Consider the following 15,384-nt stretch of genomic DNA (forward strand, 5'->3'; position numbering starts at 1 on the left):
TATTCCGGCGCAACAACTTCTGACTAACGTTCGCACCACGAATACACCGCCTGTATACATCCCGGTCGACAGCTCTGACCGGGGCAAAAGGCGGAGGTGTTCGCCGCGGTGCACGTCGTGCCGCCGAATTACCTGATGAAGTGAGAAGGGTCCCGCCCCATGTCAGATTCCCGTGCCATCCATCGACACCGCTCCCGGCGCATGGTCAAGGCGATGGCGGTACCCACCGCGGTAGCGCTCGCCGGTTTGTTGCTGACCGCCTGCGGCGCCAAGGACGACGCCACGACCACCGGCTCGAACGCCGCCTCCTGCGTGGACACGTCGAAGGACTCGATCAAGGTCGGATCGCTGCACTCGCTTTCCGGCACGATGGCCATTTCCGAGGTCACCGTGGCCAACTCGACCAAGCTGGCGGTCGACCAGATCAACGCCGCGGGCGGGGTGCTCGGCAAGAAGATCGAGCTGGTGCTCGAGGACGGCGCGTCGGACCCGAAGACCTTCGCGGAGAAGGCCGAGAAGCTGATCAGCTCCGACTGTGTCGCGGCGGTGTTCGGCGGCTGGACCTCGTCGAGCCGCAAGGCGATGAAGCCGAAATTCGAGAGCCTGAACTCGCTGCTCTACTACCCGGTGCAGTACGAGGGCCTGGAAGACAGCAAGAACATCTTCTACACCGGCGCGACCACCAACCAGCAGATCATTCCGGCCCTGGACTACCTGAAGCAGAAGGGCATCACCTCCCTCTACCTGGTCGGCTCCGACTACGTCTTCCCGCAGACCGCCAATCGTGAGATCAAGGCGTACGCGAAGGCGAACGGCATCGAGATCAAGGGCGAGGACTACACCCCGCTCGGCTCGACCGACTTCTCCACCATCGTGAACAAGGTGCGTAATGCCAAGGCGGGCGCGGTGTTCAACACGCTCAACGGTGACTCGAACGTGGCGTTCTTCCGTGAGTACACCAATGCTGGGCTGAAAGCCGCTGAGATGCCGGTGGTTTCGGTGTCCATCGCGGAGGAGGAGGTCGCGGGCATCGGCGCGCAGAACATCGCCGGGCAGCTGACCGCGTGGAATTACTACCAGACCGTGGACACCCCGGTGAACAAGAAGTTCGTCGCCGACTACAAGGCCGCGTTCGGCGCGGACAAGCCGACCTCGGACCCGATGGAGGCCGCGTACGCCTCGGTCTACCTGTGGAAGAACACGGTGGAGAAGGCGAAGTCGTTCGCGGTGGCCGACATTCAGGCCGCGGCCGACGGCGTGACATTCGAGGCGCCCGAGGGTCTGGTGACCGTCGACGGGTCGAACCATCACATCACCAAGACCGCGCGGATCGGTGAGATCCGGCCGGACGGGCTCATCTACACGGTGTGGGACTCGGGCAAGGCGGTCACGCCGGACCCGTACCTCAAGTCCTACGAGTGGGCCAAGGGCCTCAAGTAATTCGCCCGATCGGTGTGGGGTGACCGTGCTTTCCCGGTCACCCCACACCGGCCCGATATCCGAGGAGTCCGCATGGACGTCGTGATCGGCCAGCTCTTCACCGGGTTGAGTCTGGGATCAATTCTGTTGCTCGCCGCGCTCGGCCTGTCGTTGACCTTCGGTCAGATGGGCGTGATCAACATGGCGCACGGTGAGTTCATCATGGCCGGGTGTTACACGACTTATGTTGTGCAGAAGGTCATTTCGTCCGCCGGTGTGTCGCTGGTGGTGTCGTTGCTGGTCGGTTTCCTGGTGGGCGGCCTGCTCGGTGCGGCGCTGGAGATGGGCCTGATCCGCTGGATGTACGACCGGCCGCTGGACACCCTGCTGGTCACCTTCGGTGTCGGGTTGGTGCTGCAACAGCTCGCCCGGGATATGTTCGGCGCACCGGCCAAGAATGTCGTTGCGCCGGAATGGCTCAGCGGTGGTGTCACCATCCTGGGCGCGGTGGTGCCGAAGAGCCGGATCTTCATTCTGGTGCTCGCGGTGGCCGCGGTGATCACGCTGGCCACGGTGATGAAGACGACGCCGATGGGGCGGCGGATCCGAGCCGTCGTGCAGAACCGCGGCTTGGCTGAAACCAGCGGTGTATCAAGCCGTTTCACCGATATCAGCACGTTCTTCATCGGCTCCGGCCTGGCCGGCGTCGCCGGGGTGGCGCTCACGCTGATCGGTTCGACCAGCCCGACCATCGGGCAGAGCTATCTGATCGACGCCTTCCTGGTGGTGGTGATCGGCGGACTCGGCCAGATCAAGGGCACGGTGATCGCGGCATTCGCGCTCGGCCTGCTCAACTCCTACATCGAATACTCGACCACCGCGTCGATCGCCAAGGTCATCGTCTTCGTCGTGATCGTCATCTTCCTGCAAGTCCGCCCGCAGGGCCTGTTCACCGTTCGCACAAGGAGTTTGGCATGACCACGCTGGTAGAACGGTGGCGCGCACACTCGACCCTGACCGCGTTGGGCGGCTTCGGCCTCGCCGCGATCCTGTTGTTCGCGGTCGCGCCGGCCGCGCTCAGTGACTTCCGGCTGAACCTGCTCGCCAAGTTCCTGTGCTTCGCGATCGTCGCGGTGGGGATCGGATTGGCTTGGGGGCGTGGTGGAATGCTCACGCTGGGGCAGGGGGTGTTCTTCGGCATCGGCGCGTACATCATGGCGATGCATTTGCAGATGGCGGATGCGGCGCGGCTCGGTAACGAGGTGCCGGAGTTCATGGAGATCTCCGGGATTCGTGAATTGCCGTCGTTCTGGCGGCCGTTCGCGTCCGGGCCGGTGGCGTTGATCGGGATTCTGGTGCTGCCCGCGCTGGTCGCGGCGGTGCTGGGGTACGGGGTGTTCAAGCGCCGGGTCAAGGGCGCCTATTTCGCCATCCTCAGTCAGGCGCTGGCGGCGGCGCTGGCCATCCTGCTGACCGGGCAGCAGGCCATCGGCGGGTTCACCGGGCTGTCGGACTTCCGCGCCTTCTTCGGGTTCAAGCTGTCCGATCCGGCGAACCGGAAGATGCTGTTCTTCATCGCGGCGGGCACGCTGCTGGTGGTGGTCGCGCTGGTGCGGCAGCTGATGCGCAGCCGGTACGGCGAGTTGCTGGTCGCGGTGCGGGATCAGGAGGAGCGGGTGCGCTTCCTCGGATACGACCCGGCCAACGTCAAGATCGTCGCCTACGTGGTCGCGGCGTTCTTCGCCGGCATCGCCGGTGCGTTGTTCACCCCGATCGTCGGCATCATCTCCCCCGCCGACATCGGCGTGGTGCCGTCCATCGCGTTCCTCATCGGGGTCGCGATCGGCGGCCGGACCACCCTGCTCGGCCCGGTGCTCGGCGCGATCGGCGTGGCCTGGGCGCAGACGGCGTTCTCCGAGGAGTTCCCGTCCGGCTGGACCTATCTGCAAGGCGTGCTGTTCATCGTGGTGATCGGATTCATCCCGGCGGGGCTGGCAGGTGTGTGGCCGATGCTGAAGGGCTTCTCGGACAGCAGATTCCGTCGTGCGATGCCGGTGGCGCCCGCGTCGGTCGTCGTCGAACCGCAACCCGAGATCGAGCCGGAGAAGGTGCAATCCCGATGACCACGACCACACCCGAGCCGAAGCTCGGCGGCAATGCCGGAATGTCGAGCGAGTACCTCGAAATCCGCGGTCTCTGCGTGAGTTTCGACGGCTTCAAGGCGGTGACCGACGTCGATATCACTGTGCTGCAAGGCGATCTGCGCTTTCTGATCGGCCCGAACGGCGCCGGGAAGACCACGCTGATCGACGCGATCACCGGCCTGGTCCCGGCGAGCGGATCGGCGCAGAAGACCGGCGTCGAACTGCTCGGCAAGAAGGTGCACCAGATCGCCCGGCTCGGCATCGGCCGCACGTTTCAGACGGCGAGTGTGTTCGAACAGCTCAGTGTGCTCCAGAATCTCGACATCGCCGCCGGTGCGGGCAGGTCGGCACTGACCATGCTGCGCCGGCGCACATCGGTGCTGCCGGGCATCGAGGAGGCACTGGAGATCACCGGTCTGGGCGACCTGCGGGACAAGCCCGCCGGGGTGCTGGCGCACGGGCAGAAGCAGTGGCTGGAGATCGGCATGCTGCTGGTGCAGAACGCCTCGGTGCTGCTGCTCGACGAGCCGGTGGCCGGCATGAGCGCCGAGGAACGCGAGGAGACCGGAAACCTGTTGCGCCGCATCGGCGGTGAACGCATCGTCGTCGTGGTCGAGCACGACATGGACTTCATGCGTTCGTTCGCCAGCTCGGTGACCGTGCTGGCCGGCGGCAAGGTGCTGAGCGAGGGCACGGTCGAGCAGGTGCAGGCGGATCCGAAGGTGCAGGAGGTCTATCTCGGCACGGCAGCGGCGATCGGCACCGCCCTCGAAGATGCTGGAACACCTGGAGATGTAACCGTGAAGGAGTCCGTCTGATGTTGGAACTCATCGATATCCACTCCGGTTACGGCCGCAGTGAGGTGATTCACGGTGTCTCGGTGACGGTTCCGGACGACAGCGTGGTCGCCATCATGGGGCATAACGGCGCGGGCAAGACCACGCTGTTGCGCACCGCGGTCGGGCTGATCGGGACCAAGTCGGGGCAGATCAAGTTCGACGGGGAGTCGATCACCAAGCTGTCGCCGTCGCGGCGGGTGCGGCGTGGGCTCGCGTATGTGCCGCAGGGACAACAGAGTTTCCCGCAGCTGACCACCGCGGAGAACCTCCAGGTGGTCGCGGACGGGCGCAAGCGCGGCAAGGCGCTGATCGACGAATCGCTGGACCTGTTTCCCGCACTGCGGGAACTGCTGGGCCGCAAGGCCGGCCTGCTCTCCGGCGGGCAGCGCCAGCAGCTGGCCATCGCCCGCGCGCTGATCACCGAGCCGAAGCTGCTCATCCTCGACGAGCCGACCGAGGGCATCCAGCCCTCGGTGGTCGCCGAAATCGAGCGCACCATCATCGATTTGACCGGGCGCGGCGGGTTGAGCGTGCTGCTGGTGGAGCAGCGCATCGGCTTCGCGCTACAGGCGGCGCAGCGCTATTACATCCTGGCGTCCGGCCGGGTCACCTCCACCGGCGCGGGCGGCGCGGGTGCGGAGACCGCGGTCCGCTCGGCGATGGCGATCTGAGCTGACCACCATGCCGCGCCGGGGGCGGATCCCGTTGAGCGAGCGCGTGTATCACTCGCTGCGCCGGGATCTGGCCACCGGCATCTTCGTGCCGACCGAACGGCTCGGCGAGGAACGGCTCGCGGAGATCTACGGGGTGTCGCGCACCCCGGTCCGCGAGGCGCTCGCCCGATTACAGGCCGATGGGCTGATCGAACGTCGCTCCGACGGCCTGTACCCGTACCGGCCGCGACTCGATGAACTCGACCACCTCTACGAGCTGCGAATCGTCCTGGAAGCCAGGGGTATTCAACGGGTCAGCACCGAATCACCCGAAACAGGCCGACCCGCACACGATCTCGACCTGATCCGAGCCGAGCTGGACACCTGGCGCACGCTGCGCGACAACCCGCCGGAGCCAGGCCCCGCGCTCGTCGCCGACGAGCAGTTCCACACGACTTTGCTGACGGCGGCAGGCAATACCGCACTGGCGGAAGCCCTTACCGCGGTGCACAGCCGAGTGCGCCCGGTCCGCACCCTGGACGTGCCGACTCCGGATCGCATCGCCACCATGACCGCCGAGCACATCGCGATCGCCGAACAACTCCTGTCCGGCAACGTGAAAGGCGCGTTGCACACGCTCATCACGCACATCGATATCTCCCGCGCACACGTCCTGGCTCGTGCCCAGCGCGCGCTGGAACTCACCAAACTGGCTCGGGCCGTGCGGGATTGATGATCAGCAGTCCTGCTGGAACGGCCAACAGGGGTGATACGACGTCGGCGGCGGCGTGCTCGTCGGGGTGACGCTGGTTACCGGCGGCTCGGGATGCGAGGACTCGTGGGCCAGCGAGTTGGCGATCACGCCGATCACCGCGAGCATGCCGACGACCGCCAGCGCGACGACCGCCCACCCCGCATACGAGTGCTTCTTCGTCGCGACACCCGGCGTCGGCTCGACCCGTGGTTTCGGCGGGCGCGGGACAACGCTCGGCGACTCCTGCGCCACCTGCTCGAACCCGGCCTCGACCAGGTCCGCGCGGGACGGCGTGCGGTCGGCCAGGCCGAGCGCGGTGCAGTCGCCGATCACCCGGTCCGCCGTCCACTTCCGCGGTCCGGCGGAGAAGCTTTCGAGATAGATGCGCAGCTCGGTGGCATCGGCGACATTGCCGACGACGACGTCCAGGCCCGGTCGCAGATTGGTGCGCGACGGCCGCACCACCGCGCCGCGGAACGGGACCAGTACGACGGCGCCGCACACATGCCCCGGGTCGATCAGCGCCCGCTCGAGCGTGGTCTTCACCGCCGAGATGCCGTGTTCCAGCCGGTCCGACGGGCTGCCGGACGGCTCGTCCAGGTCCGCGCCGGCATCGCTGATCTTCCACGGACCGTCGGCGGCAATGCTCAGAATGCCGCTCTGCCTGCGCCGGAAGCCTTTGACCTCGAGCACCGTCAGCCCGCGTGGCGTCCAGATCACCGCATCGATGCGCCGGTCGCCGACCGGCACGTCGATCATGGCGAGGGCCGCCGACGGATAGGAACGCAGGCATTCGACGAATTCTTGTTCAGCACCCGAGAGTTGCGCCCCGGGCTTGACCCTCACCAGCATGTCGAGCTCGTCCGCCTCTCCGCGTCGTCAGGACGGGCAGATTGATCGTAACGGGGTAATCCCCAGGGTGCGCGGGCAATTGACGACAGCCCTCGATCCGGGACGTACTCGCCGGTAGGCTGACGGCTCGGCCCGGTACCGCCTGGCCGCTCACCCCCTCACGCGGAGGAGCCGACCAAGCATGGTTTCAGCGCTGCGACCACGCATCTCGCCCGGACGCCTGCGGGAACTGGGCCCGATCAACTGGGTTGTCTGGCAGGTGCTTTCCAAGGCCGCGGGCACCGACGACGCACATCTGTTCAGCACGCTCGGGCGCACCAAGGGCCTGTTCCGCGGCTGGCTGCACTATTCGGGCAAGCTCATGCCCGGCGGGCGGCTGCCGCGGCACGAGTCGGAGCTGGTCATCATTCGCGTCGCGCATCTGAGCGGTTGCGAGTACGAGATGGACCATCACATTCGGCTCGGCAAGCGGGCCGGGGTGACCTCGGAGATTCTCCAGCGGCTGCGCACCGGGCCGGAGGCGCCGGGTTGGACGGACAAGCACCGGGCGCTGATCGCGGCGGTCGATCAGCTGGTGCAGACCCGCGACCTGGATGACGCGCACTGGGCCGCGCTGGCCGAGCACTACGACGAGCGCAGCCTGATCGAGATCGTGCTGCTGGTCAATCAGTACGAGGGGCTGGCGTCCACCATCACCGCGCTGCGAATTCAGCGCGACGGGGTCTAGCCGACCGCGAGGCCGGTTGGCGCTCAGCGCTTTTCGATGAGCTGAGCCAGGCCGTCGAGCACCCGGGCCAGCCCGAATTCGTAGGCGTGGTCGGCGCTGTAGGCGGAGTCGTGGGTCTGGCCCGCGGCGGAGCCGACGCGGACCGCCACCGGGAACCGCTCCGCGTCGAAGACCTGCGCCAGCAGCGGCGCCGCCCGCTCCCACCATTGGTGATCGGACATCGCGCTGTCCGCGGCGGCCCGGGCGGTGTCGATGGCGATGCGGGCGACCGACGTGACGAAGCCGAGGACGTAGGTGAGCGACGCGTCCATCGTGACGTCGTCTAGGCCGAGGTCTTCGAAGGCGCGCAGTTCGTGGTCGTATTTGGCGGCCATGCCCGGACCAAGGGGCGGGCGGGTGGTCGGCAGGTAGGCGACCCACGGGTGCCGTGCGAGCAAGGCGCGGTTCTCCGCCGCGATGCCGGCGACCCGATCGCGCCAGGGCAGATCCGACCGGTCCGCGCGGTCCATCTCGCCGTAGACCTGGTCCACCATCAGGTCGATCAGCTCGGCCTTGCCCGGCACGTAGGTGTAGGTGGCCATGGGGGTCAGGCCGAGCCGGGTGGCGACGGCCCGCATGGTGAGCGCGGCGATGCCGTCCGCGTCGGCGATCTCGATGGCCGCCGTGACCACGGCGTCCACGCTGCTGCGCTGCTTCGGTCCGCGCACGGGTGCCGGGCTGCTCGGAATTCGCCACAGCAACTCCAGTGTGCGAACGGGATCGCCTGCGCTGCTGCGGTCTTGCTTCTCGCGTCGCCGCGGTGACTGCGCGTCGGAACGTTGCGCCGAATCGTCGTCCACCCTGCCTCCTCGCCTGGTCGCCCCGATCGTATCGGCGTGACGCAGGTCATAGTGCAGCCGCCCGGTAATTCTTCTACAAAGTACAGCGTACTAAGTATAGAGTTAAATGACGAGCTCCAGGAGGGCCTATGAACATCACCGCTTCCGCCATCTCGCTCAACGTCCCCGATCCGCAGGCGTCGGCGAAGTTCCTGATCGACCACCTGGGTTTCGTCGAGAAGATGTCGGCCGACGGATTCATCTCGCTGGACCGGCCGGACGCCGGACTCAACGTGATCTACCTGCGTACCGGGTTGAAGTCGTTCAAGCCGGAGAGCGCGGCGGGCAGCGCGGGCGAGGGCCTGCTGGTCGTGTTCGTGGTGGAGGACATCGACGACCAATACGCCCGGCTGCAAGGCGAGGGGGTCCCGATCGCCACGCCGATCGAGACCGAGCCGTGGGGCGAGCGCTACTTCCAGATGCGCGATCCGAACGGGATCATCGTGCAGCTGGTGCAGTGGATGTAGCCGCACAGCGCTCGATTTCCCGCACACCGAATCGTCGGCGATTCGGTGTGCGGGAAATCAGCGGGTGTGCGGCTCAGCTCAGCGCCGCGCGAAACACCTCGGCGGCAGGGGTCGACGGGCGGCCGAGCAGCTTCTGCAGGTCGCCGCTGGTCACGTCGAGCAGGCCCTTCGGGATGCCGGCGTCGGCGTCGGCGAGCACGTTGGCGTAGTCCGCGGGCAGGCCGGCCTGCTGGAGCGCGGCCGCGTAATCGGCCTGCGGCAGGTCCTGGTAGCGGACCGGCTTGCCGGCCACCGCCGAAATCACCTCGGCCAGTTCGGCATACGTGAGGCGCTCGTCGCCGCCCAGCTCGTACACCTGTCCGGCGTGCCCGTCGGTGGTGAGCACCTTCGCGGCCGCGTCGGCGTAATCGGCGCGCGCCGCGCCGGCCACCCGGCCCTCGCCCGCGGCGCCGTTCAGCACCCCGGACTCGACGGCGTGCGCGAGGCCGCCGAGGTAGTTCTCCCAGTACCAGCCGTTGCGCAGAATCGCGTGCGGCACAGTCGAATCGGCGAGCGCCGCCTCGCTGCCGATGTGCTCCTGGGCCAGGATCATCGAGTTCTGCTCCCCCTGCGGAATGCTGGTGTAGACGAGCAGTTCGACGCCCGCGCGCTCGGCGGCGCGAATCACGTTGGTGTGCTGGGCCACTCGGGCGCCGAATTCATTACCGGAAACCAGCAGCACCCGATCGACCCCGGCCAGCGCGCGGTCCAGCGATTCGGCGTCGTCGTAACTCGCCTGACGCACGTCCACACCCTGCTCGGCCAGATCGGCGACCTTCTGCGGATCGCGCACGATCGCGACCACCGGCGTGGCGCCCTCGCGCAGCAGCGCCTGTACGACGAGACGGCCCAGCTGTCCACTGGCGCCGGTCACGGCAACGGTCATAACTACCTCCACGGGTATGTACGGTTCGTTAAGCACTAACTATTAGTAAGTACTATGCATTCATACACCACTTTGGTCAAGTTGGGTACTATCGGATGTATGAGTACGCAGCGCACATCGTCGCCAGACCTCGACGATCCGTCGCTGGAGCCCGATGTCTTCGCCAGAAACTGCACGTCACGGCCGGTTTTGCAGAACATAGCCAGCCGCTGGGGCATTCTCGCTCTGGTCGCGCTGCGCGAGGGGTCCTACCGGTTCAGCGCACTGCGCAGGCGGGTCGACGGGGTCAGCGAGCGGATGTTGTCGCAGACCTTGCAGGCCCTGGAACGCGACGGCATGGTGCATCGCGAGGTGCAGGAGACCATCCCGCCGCGGGTCGAATACACCTTGACCGAACTGGGCGCCCAGGTGGCGGACCAGCTGCATGCGCTGATCCTGGTCGTCGAGACGAACATGCCGCGCGTGCACGAGGCCCAAGCGGCCTACCACCGCGACTGAGCCCGCCCCGGGGAAGAGACCCGGATCACCACCGGTTGAATACCGGCATGGAACTCGCCCGAGCAGTCGACTTCGCCCGCGACCATCGCCGGTCCGTGCTGACCACCATCCGCCGCAACGGCCGCCCGCAACTGTCCAACGTGTTGCACGTGATCGGCGGCGACGGCAACATCCGCATCTCCATCACCGCGGACCGCGCGAAGTACCACAATCTGGTGCGCGAACCGTGGGCCGCCATCCACGTCACCCGCGAGGACTTCTTCGCCTACGCGGTGATCGAGGCCATCGCCTCGGTCACGCCGGTGGCCGAGGATCCGCACGACGACACGGTCGAAGCGCTCATCGACTACTACCGCAGCGCGAACGGCGAGCACCCGGACTGGGACGACTACCGCCGCGCCATGGTCGCCGATCGCCGGGCCTTGGCCATCCTCACCCCGTCCCATGCCTACGGGATGCTCTGATCAGTGCTTCATCAGCTCCGAGACGGTGACGAACCGATAGCCCTGCGCCCGTAATTCGGCGACGATGCGCGGGATCGCGGCCAGCGCGGGTTCGGCCCACTGATGCATGACGTGCAGCAGGATGATCGATCCCGGTCGCGTCTCGCGCACGGCCTGCGCCGCGATCTCGTCGGTGGTCGCGATTTCCCCGGAGTCGGGCTCGACATCCCAGGTCACCGAGGTGCGGTCGTGGTCGGACAGGTACTTGGGCAACGACCAGAGCTTCTTGCCGTAGGGCGGACGGAACGTAATCGGGCCCGAGTAACCGGTTTTCGCGATTTCGGCGTCGGTGCGTTCGATCTCGTCACGAACGGTGCTCGCGGAGCTGAAGACCATCCGGCGGTGGCTGTAGCTGTGGTTGCCGATCTCGTGCCCGGCCGCGGCGATCGCCCTGCCGTACTCGGGATGCGCGGCGAGATCACTGCCGACCAAGTAGAAGGTGGCTTCGATCTGTTGCTCGGCAAGCACTTTCAGGACGCCGGGCGCACGATCGGTCGGCCCGTCGTCCAGGGTCAGCGCCACCACCTTGGCACTCGTGTCGACCCGGTCGACCAGCCGCCCGGCCAACTGGAAACCGCGCGAGTTCATCAGGTAGTACCCGCCGACCGCCACCAGCAGCACCACGACAACTCCGAGCGCCCCGCCGATCAGCCACCTACGCATCCTCGCTGTCTAGCAAACCCGCGGCGAGACCACCAGACCCCGCCTACGAAAAACGGTGGCGCCCGGACCTTTCGGACCGGGCGCCACCGTTGGGCTATGCGGCTGCGCTCAGAAGTTGATCATGTGCCCGGCGAGGCCGTGGAAGGCCTCCTGCAGGGCTTCGCTGAGCGTCGGGTGCGTGTGCACGTTGCGGGTCAGCTCGTTGATGGTGAGGTCCCACTTCTGCGCCAGGGTGAGCTCGGGCAGCAGCTCCGAGACGTCCGGGCCGATCAGGTGGCCACCGATCAGTTCGCCGTACTTGGCGTCGGCGACCAGCTTGACGAAGCCGGTCGGATCGCCGAGGCCGTGCGCCTTGCCGTTGGCCATGAACGGGAAGGTCGCGACCTTCACGTCATAGCCCTCGTCCCGAGCCTGCTGCTCGGTCAGGCCGAAGCTGGCGACCTGCGGCTGGCAGAAGGTGGCGCGCGGCATCATCCGGTAGTCGCCCAGGGTGACCGTGTCCGCGCCGGCGATGGTCTCGGCGGCGACCACACCCTGCGCCTCCGCGACGTGCGCGAGTTGCAGCTTCGCGGTGACGTCGCCGATGGCGTAGATGTGCGGCACGTTGGTGCGCATGTAGTCGTCGATCGCGATGGCGCCGCGGTCGGTGAGCTCGACGCCGGCCGCCTCCAGGCCGTAGCCCTCGACGCGCGGCGCGAAGCCGACGGCCTGCAGCACCTTGTCGACGGTGACCGTCTCCACGTTGCCGGACTTGTTGTCCTTGATCGCGACGGTGACCTTCGAGCCGTCGTCGTCGATGGACTGCACCGCGGCACCGGTGGAGATGGTGATGCCGAGCTTCTTGTACTGCTTGGTGATCTCTTTCGAGACATCCGCGTCCTCGTTCGGCAGCGCGCGGTCCAGGAACTCCACGATGCGCACGTCGACGCCGTAGTTCTTCAGGACGTAGCCGAACTCCATGCCGATGGCGCCCGCGCCGACGATCAGGATCGAGCCGGGCAGGTCGCGGGTGAGGATCTGCTCCTCGTAGGTCACCACGTTGTCGCTGAGCTGGGTGCCCGGCAGCAGCTTGGTCACGGTGCCGGTCGCGATGATCACGTTGTCGAAGGTGACGGTCTCGGTGCCGCCCTTGGACAGCTCGACCGACAGCGTGTTCGCGTCGGTGAAGGTGCCCTTGCCGTCGAACTCGTCGATCTTGTTCTTCTTCATCAGGAAGTGGACGCCCTTGACCCGGCCGTCCGCCACCTTGCGGCTGCGATCGAACGCCACACCGAAGTCGAAGCTCACCTCGCCCGAGATCCCGAAGGTCTTGGCTTCCTTGGTGAAGATGTGCGCCAGCTCAGCGTTACGCAGCAGCGCCTTGGAAGGGATGCAGCCGACGTTCAGGCACACACCGCCCCAGTACTTTTGCTCGACGATCGCGGTACGGAGGCCTAACTGTGCCGCACGGATAGCGGCGACGTAACCGCCAGGACCGGCACCGAGAACGACAACGTCGTAATGGGAAGTCACGACACCGAGCCTAACTCTGTCGCTACGAGTTGGCCCACCGGTCCCCCACAACAATGAGCCGTGGGCCACACCTGGGCGCAAGTTCGGTGCTCGCGCGGCGGGTGGAGTGGCGAATCAGACATTTCGGCTAGCTAGGGTTGGGCCGTGGTCGGGCATGAATCGGTGGGCGGTGCGGCGCTCGGCGCTGCCATCGACAACACCGCGTCGACCCATCTGATCCGGTTGGTGCGCGACACCGCCCGGCGGTTCGGGGTCGGCGAGGATCGGCTCGCGGCGATCCACGGGACCGGCGACGCGATCCTGGCCGGCGAACTCAATCGGATTCCGCTCGGTTCGCTGATCGAGCTGTGGGGTCTGCTCGCGCAGGCGCGGCCGGAGCCGGGGGCCGGGCTCGCGGTGGTCGATGCCGCGCCGCTGGGGACCTTGACCACCTGGGACTATCTCGTCACGAACGGGCCGACACTGGCGGACGCGTTGCGCAGCGCGCAGCCCTATCACCGGTTGGTCACCGCGGCCGCCGAAGGATTCGATCTCACGCACGACGGCGAACTCACCGTCGGATTCCGGACCACGGCGGGCGATCCGGCGATCGTGGCGGTGGTCAACGAGTATGTGCTCGCGTATTACCTGCGGCGTGCCCGGGAGGCCACCGGCCGGCCGGTGATCCCGGCTCGGGTCGCGTTCAGCCGGGCCGCGCCGGGCAATCACGATGCCCTGCGCGATGCCTTCGGGACCGATCGGATCGAGTTCGACGCGCCCGCCGACACGATCACCTTCACCGCCGCGGACGCCACCGCCCCGCTGCCGCGCGCCGATCCGATGCTGGCGGATCTGCTGCGCAGTCACGCCGATCTGGTGCTCGCCACCGCCAAGCCGATCCCGGGTCCGCTGGCGGCATTCCGGATCGCCTTGGCGGCCGCGCTCGACGCGGGCGATCCGTCGCTGGCCTCGGTCGCGAACCGGTTGGCCGTCAGCCCGCGCACGTTGCAACGGCAGCTGGCCGAGCACGGCACCAGCTGGCGCAACGAATTCGACCTGATCCGCTACGAACAAGCGAAAGCCCTTCTGGCAGAGGGACATCTGACCACCTCGGCGGTCGCGGGCCGACTGGGTTTCACCGACGATCGAGCCCTGCGCAAGGCCTTCCGGCGCTGGAGCGGCACCTCCCCTTCTGGAGTCAGAGCCGCCGTCTGAGCCATCACTGTGGCGGACCTCGGGTGCGCCCGCGACCAACTCCCGTTCCGGGGTGGATCGGACGTGTCGTGTTTGGACCGGGCGGTGGCATTTGCGGACCTGGGAACCGGGGTTGCTCGCTCATAACGTTCTCGGTACCGGATCGAACGGGTTCGGGAGTCACCGAAGAAGAGGCAGCGTAATGAGCATCCAGACCACCACCACCGCGAATGTCGTTCTGCCGCAGACCGCGCGGGAGATCCAGCTGGCCGCGCGGCCGACCGGCGCGCCGACCGCTCAGCACTTCGCCCTCGTCGAGCGCCCGATCCAGGACCTGGCCGACGGGCAGATCCTGGTGCGCAACACCTGGATGTCGGTAGATCCGTACATGCGCGGACGGATGGACGATCGCCCGTCCTACATCGCGCCGTTCCAGCTGGGCGAGGCGCTGGAGGGTTCGGCGGTCGGCGAGGTGATCGCGTCCGAGGCGGACGGCATCGCGGTCGGCAGCACGGTCTCGCACTTCGCCGGCTGGCGGGAGTACGCGGTGCTGGACGCGGCCGCGGTCACCCCGATCGACACCACGCGCGCCGCGGCGCACCACTACCTCGGCGCGCTCGGCACCACCGGCCTCACCGCATACGCGGCGCTGACCGACGTGGCGCGGGTGAATCCCGGTGACACCGTGTTCATTTCGGCGGCGGCGGGCGCGGTGGGCAGCGTCGCCGGGCAACTGGCCAAGGCGTTCGGCGCGGCCAAGGTGATCGGCTCGGCGGGCGGGCCGGCCAAGACCCGGCTGCTGCTGGACGAGTTCGGCTTCGACGCCGCGATCGACTACCGGGCGGGCGACCTGGCCGGGCAGCTGGCGGCCGCCGCGCCCGAGGGCATCGATGTCTACCTGGACAGCGTCGGCGGCGAGCACCTGCGGGTCGCGGTCGAGGCCATCCGGCCGAAGGGGCGGATCGCGCTGGTCGGTGCGATCAGCGGCTACAACGGGGACAGCGCCGAGCCGGGTCCGGACCTGTTCAAGGCCGCGACGCGCGAGGTTTCGCTGCGCGGGATGCTGGTGAACAGCTACTTCCCGATCTTCGGCGAGTACATCGGCAAGGCGGCCGGCTGGCTGGCGGACGGGACGATCCGCACCACGGAGACCGTCTACGAGGGGCTCGAGCAGGCGCCTGCCGCCTTCCTCGGCGTGCTGTCCGGCGCGAACACCGGCAAGATGCTGGTCCGCCTCGGCTGATCCGACCAGGGTGTGTGGGGGGGGGGGGGGGGGCGCCCCCCCCCCCGTTTTGGGCCCCGGCGGGGGGGGGGTAGGGGAGATCGGGGGGGTGGGGGAGATTTTGGAACAGGGAGTGTTTATAAAAGGGGGGGGCG

The 15,384-nt window shown here is 67.4% G+C and carries 17 protein-coding genes; 12 read left to right on the forward strand and 5 right to left on the reverse strand.

Annotation, left to right across the window (positions count from 1 at the left end; genetic code table 11):
* Nucleotides 1–159 precede the first annotated feature (159 nt).
* From urtA to AB0M22_RS11535, 6 genes are all read left to right on the forward strand, one after another.
* Nucleotides 160–1,440 (forward strand): urea ABC transporter substrate-binding protein, encoded by a 1,281-nt coding sequence (gene urtA, locus AB0M22_RS11510; RefSeq protein ID WP_364723907.1) that lies wholly within the window; start codon nucleotides 160–162, stop codon nucleotides 1,438–1,440.
* 72 nt (nucleotides 1,441–1,512) lie between these two features.
* The gene (gene urtB / locus AB0M22_RS11515; protein ID WP_364723910.1) at nucleotides 1,513–2,397 is read left to right on the forward strand and encodes an urea ABC transporter permease subunit UrtB; all 885 of its coding nucleotides are present in this window, start codon (nucleotides 1,513–1,515) and stop codon (nucleotides 2,395–2,397) included.
* The gene (gene urtC / locus AB0M22_RS11520; protein ID WP_364723912.1) at nucleotides 2,394–3,542 is read left to right on the forward strand and encodes an urea ABC transporter permease subunit UrtC; all 1,149 of its coding nucleotides are present in this window, start codon (nucleotides 2,394–2,396) and stop codon (nucleotides 3,540–3,542) included. Before urtB ends, urtC begins: the two co-directional genes overlap by 4 nt.
* Nucleotides 3,539–4,381, forward strand: a complete 843-nt coding sequence (urtD, locus tag AB0M22_RS11525; protein WP_364723914.1) for an urea ABC transporter ATP-binding protein UrtD — start codon at nucleotides 3,539–3,541, stop codon at nucleotides 4,379–4,381. Before urtC ends, urtD begins: the two co-directional genes overlap by 4 nt.
* Entirely contained in the window at nucleotides 4,381–5,073 is a 693-nt protein-coding gene (gene urtE / locus AB0M22_RS11530) for an urea ABC transporter ATP-binding subunit UrtE (RefSeq protein WP_364723916.1), read from the forward strand. The genes urtD and urtE overlap by 1 nt, the downstream gene beginning before the upstream one ends.
* A gap of 10 nt (nucleotides 5,074–5,083) precedes the next feature.
* Nucleotides 5,084–5,788, forward strand: a complete 705-nt coding sequence (locus tag AB0M22_RS11535; protein ID WP_364723919.1) for a GntR family transcriptional regulator — start codon at nucleotides 5,084–5,086, stop codon at nucleotides 5,786–5,788.
* A gap of 3 nt (nucleotides 5,789–5,791) precedes the next feature.
* Here the strand turns inward: AB0M22_RS11535 and AB0M22_RS11540 are convergent, their stop codons facing one another.
* On the reverse strand, nucleotides 5,792–6,661 hold the full coding sequence (locus tag AB0M22_RS11540) for a nuclease-related domain-containing protein (protein ID WP_364723922.1): 870 nt from the start codon (nucleotides 6,659–6,661) through the stop codon (nucleotides 5,792–5,794).
* Nucleotides 6,662–6,854: 193 nt separating this feature from the next.
* Here AB0M22_RS11540 and AB0M22_RS11545 point away from each other — a divergent pair, with 193 nt between their 5' ends.
* Entirely contained in the window at nucleotides 6,855–7,388 is a 534-nt protein-coding gene (locus tag AB0M22_RS11545) for a carboxymuconolactone decarboxylase family protein (RefSeq protein ID WP_364724112.1), read from the forward strand.
* A 23-nt stretch (nucleotides 7,389–7,411) separates the two neighbouring features.
* Here the strand turns inward: AB0M22_RS11545 and AB0M22_RS11550 are convergent, their stop codons facing one another.
* The gene (locus AB0M22_RS11550; protein WP_364723924.1) at nucleotides 7,412–8,227 is read right to left on the reverse strand and encodes a TetR/AcrR family transcriptional regulator; all 816 of its coding nucleotides are present in this window, start codon (nucleotides 8,225–8,227) and stop codon (nucleotides 7,412–7,414) included.
* Between the two features lie 128 nt (nucleotides 8,228–8,355).
* On the opposite strand from AB0M22_RS11550, the gene AB0M22_RS11555 reads away from it, so the two are divergent.
* A complete protein-coding gene (locus AB0M22_RS11555) occupies nucleotides 8,356–8,733 on the forward strand; it encodes a VOC family protein (protein WP_364723927.1) in 378 nt (125 codons plus the stop codon).
* A gap of 73 nt (nucleotides 8,734–8,806) precedes the next feature.
* Here AB0M22_RS11555 and AB0M22_RS11560 read toward each other — a convergent pair whose 3' ends face one another.
* A complete protein-coding gene (locus tag AB0M22_RS11560) occupies nucleotides 8,807–9,658 on the reverse strand; it encodes an SDR family oxidoreductase (RefSeq protein ID WP_364723930.1) in 852 nt (283 codons plus the stop codon).
* A 99-nt stretch (nucleotides 9,659–9,757) separates the two neighbouring features.
* On the opposite strand from AB0M22_RS11560, the gene AB0M22_RS11565 reads away from it, so the two are divergent.
* Together AB0M22_RS11565 and AB0M22_RS11570 are read left to right on the forward strand one after the other, a co-directional pair.
* The gene (locus AB0M22_RS11565) at nucleotides 9,758–10,156 is read left to right on the forward strand and encodes a helix-turn-helix domain-containing protein (RefSeq protein WP_364723932.1); all 399 of its coding nucleotides are present in this window, start codon (nucleotides 9,758–9,760) and stop codon (nucleotides 10,154–10,156) included.
* Nucleotides 10,157–10,203: 47 nt separating this feature from the next.
* Entirely contained in the window at nucleotides 10,204–10,620 is a 417-nt protein-coding gene (locus AB0M22_RS11570) for a PPOX class F420-dependent oxidoreductase (protein ID WP_364723934.1), read from the forward strand.
* Here the strand turns inward: AB0M22_RS11570 and AB0M22_RS11575 are convergent, their stop codons facing one another.
* Nucleotides 10,621–11,322, reverse strand: coding sequence for a polysaccharide deacetylase family protein (locus AB0M22_RS11575; protein WP_364723937.1), 702 nt, complete (start codon nucleotides 11,320–11,322; stop codon nucleotides 10,621–10,623).
* 108 nt (nucleotides 11,323–11,430) lie between these two features.
* Entirely contained in the window at nucleotides 11,431–12,834 is a 1,404-nt protein-coding gene (gene lpdA / locus AB0M22_RS11580; protein ID WP_364723940.1) for a dihydrolipoyl dehydrogenase, read from the reverse strand.
* Nucleotides 12,835–12,978: 144 nt separating this feature from the next.
* Between lpdA and AB0M22_RS11585 the strand changes: the two genes are divergently transcribed.
* Nucleotides 12,979–14,028 carry an AraC family transcriptional regulator ligand-binding domain-containing protein gene (locus tag AB0M22_RS11585; RefSeq protein WP_364723943.1) on the forward strand — a complete coding sequence of 350 codons (1,050 nt, stop codon included), beginning with the start codon at nucleotides 12,979–12,981 and terminating at the stop codon, nucleotides 14,026–14,028.
* A gap of 181 nt (nucleotides 14,029–14,209) precedes the next feature.
* Entirely contained in the window at nucleotides 14,210–15,250 is a 1,041-nt protein-coding gene (locus tag AB0M22_RS11590; RefSeq protein ID WP_364723945.1) for an NADP-dependent oxidoreductase, read from the forward strand.
* Nucleotides 15,251–15,384 lie beyond the last annotated feature (134 nt).

This window comes from Nocardia sp. NPDC051756 (assembly GCF_040681495.1).
Taxonomy (GTDB): Bacteria; Actinomycetota; Actinomycetes; order Mycobacteriales; family Mycobacteriaceae; genus Nocardia.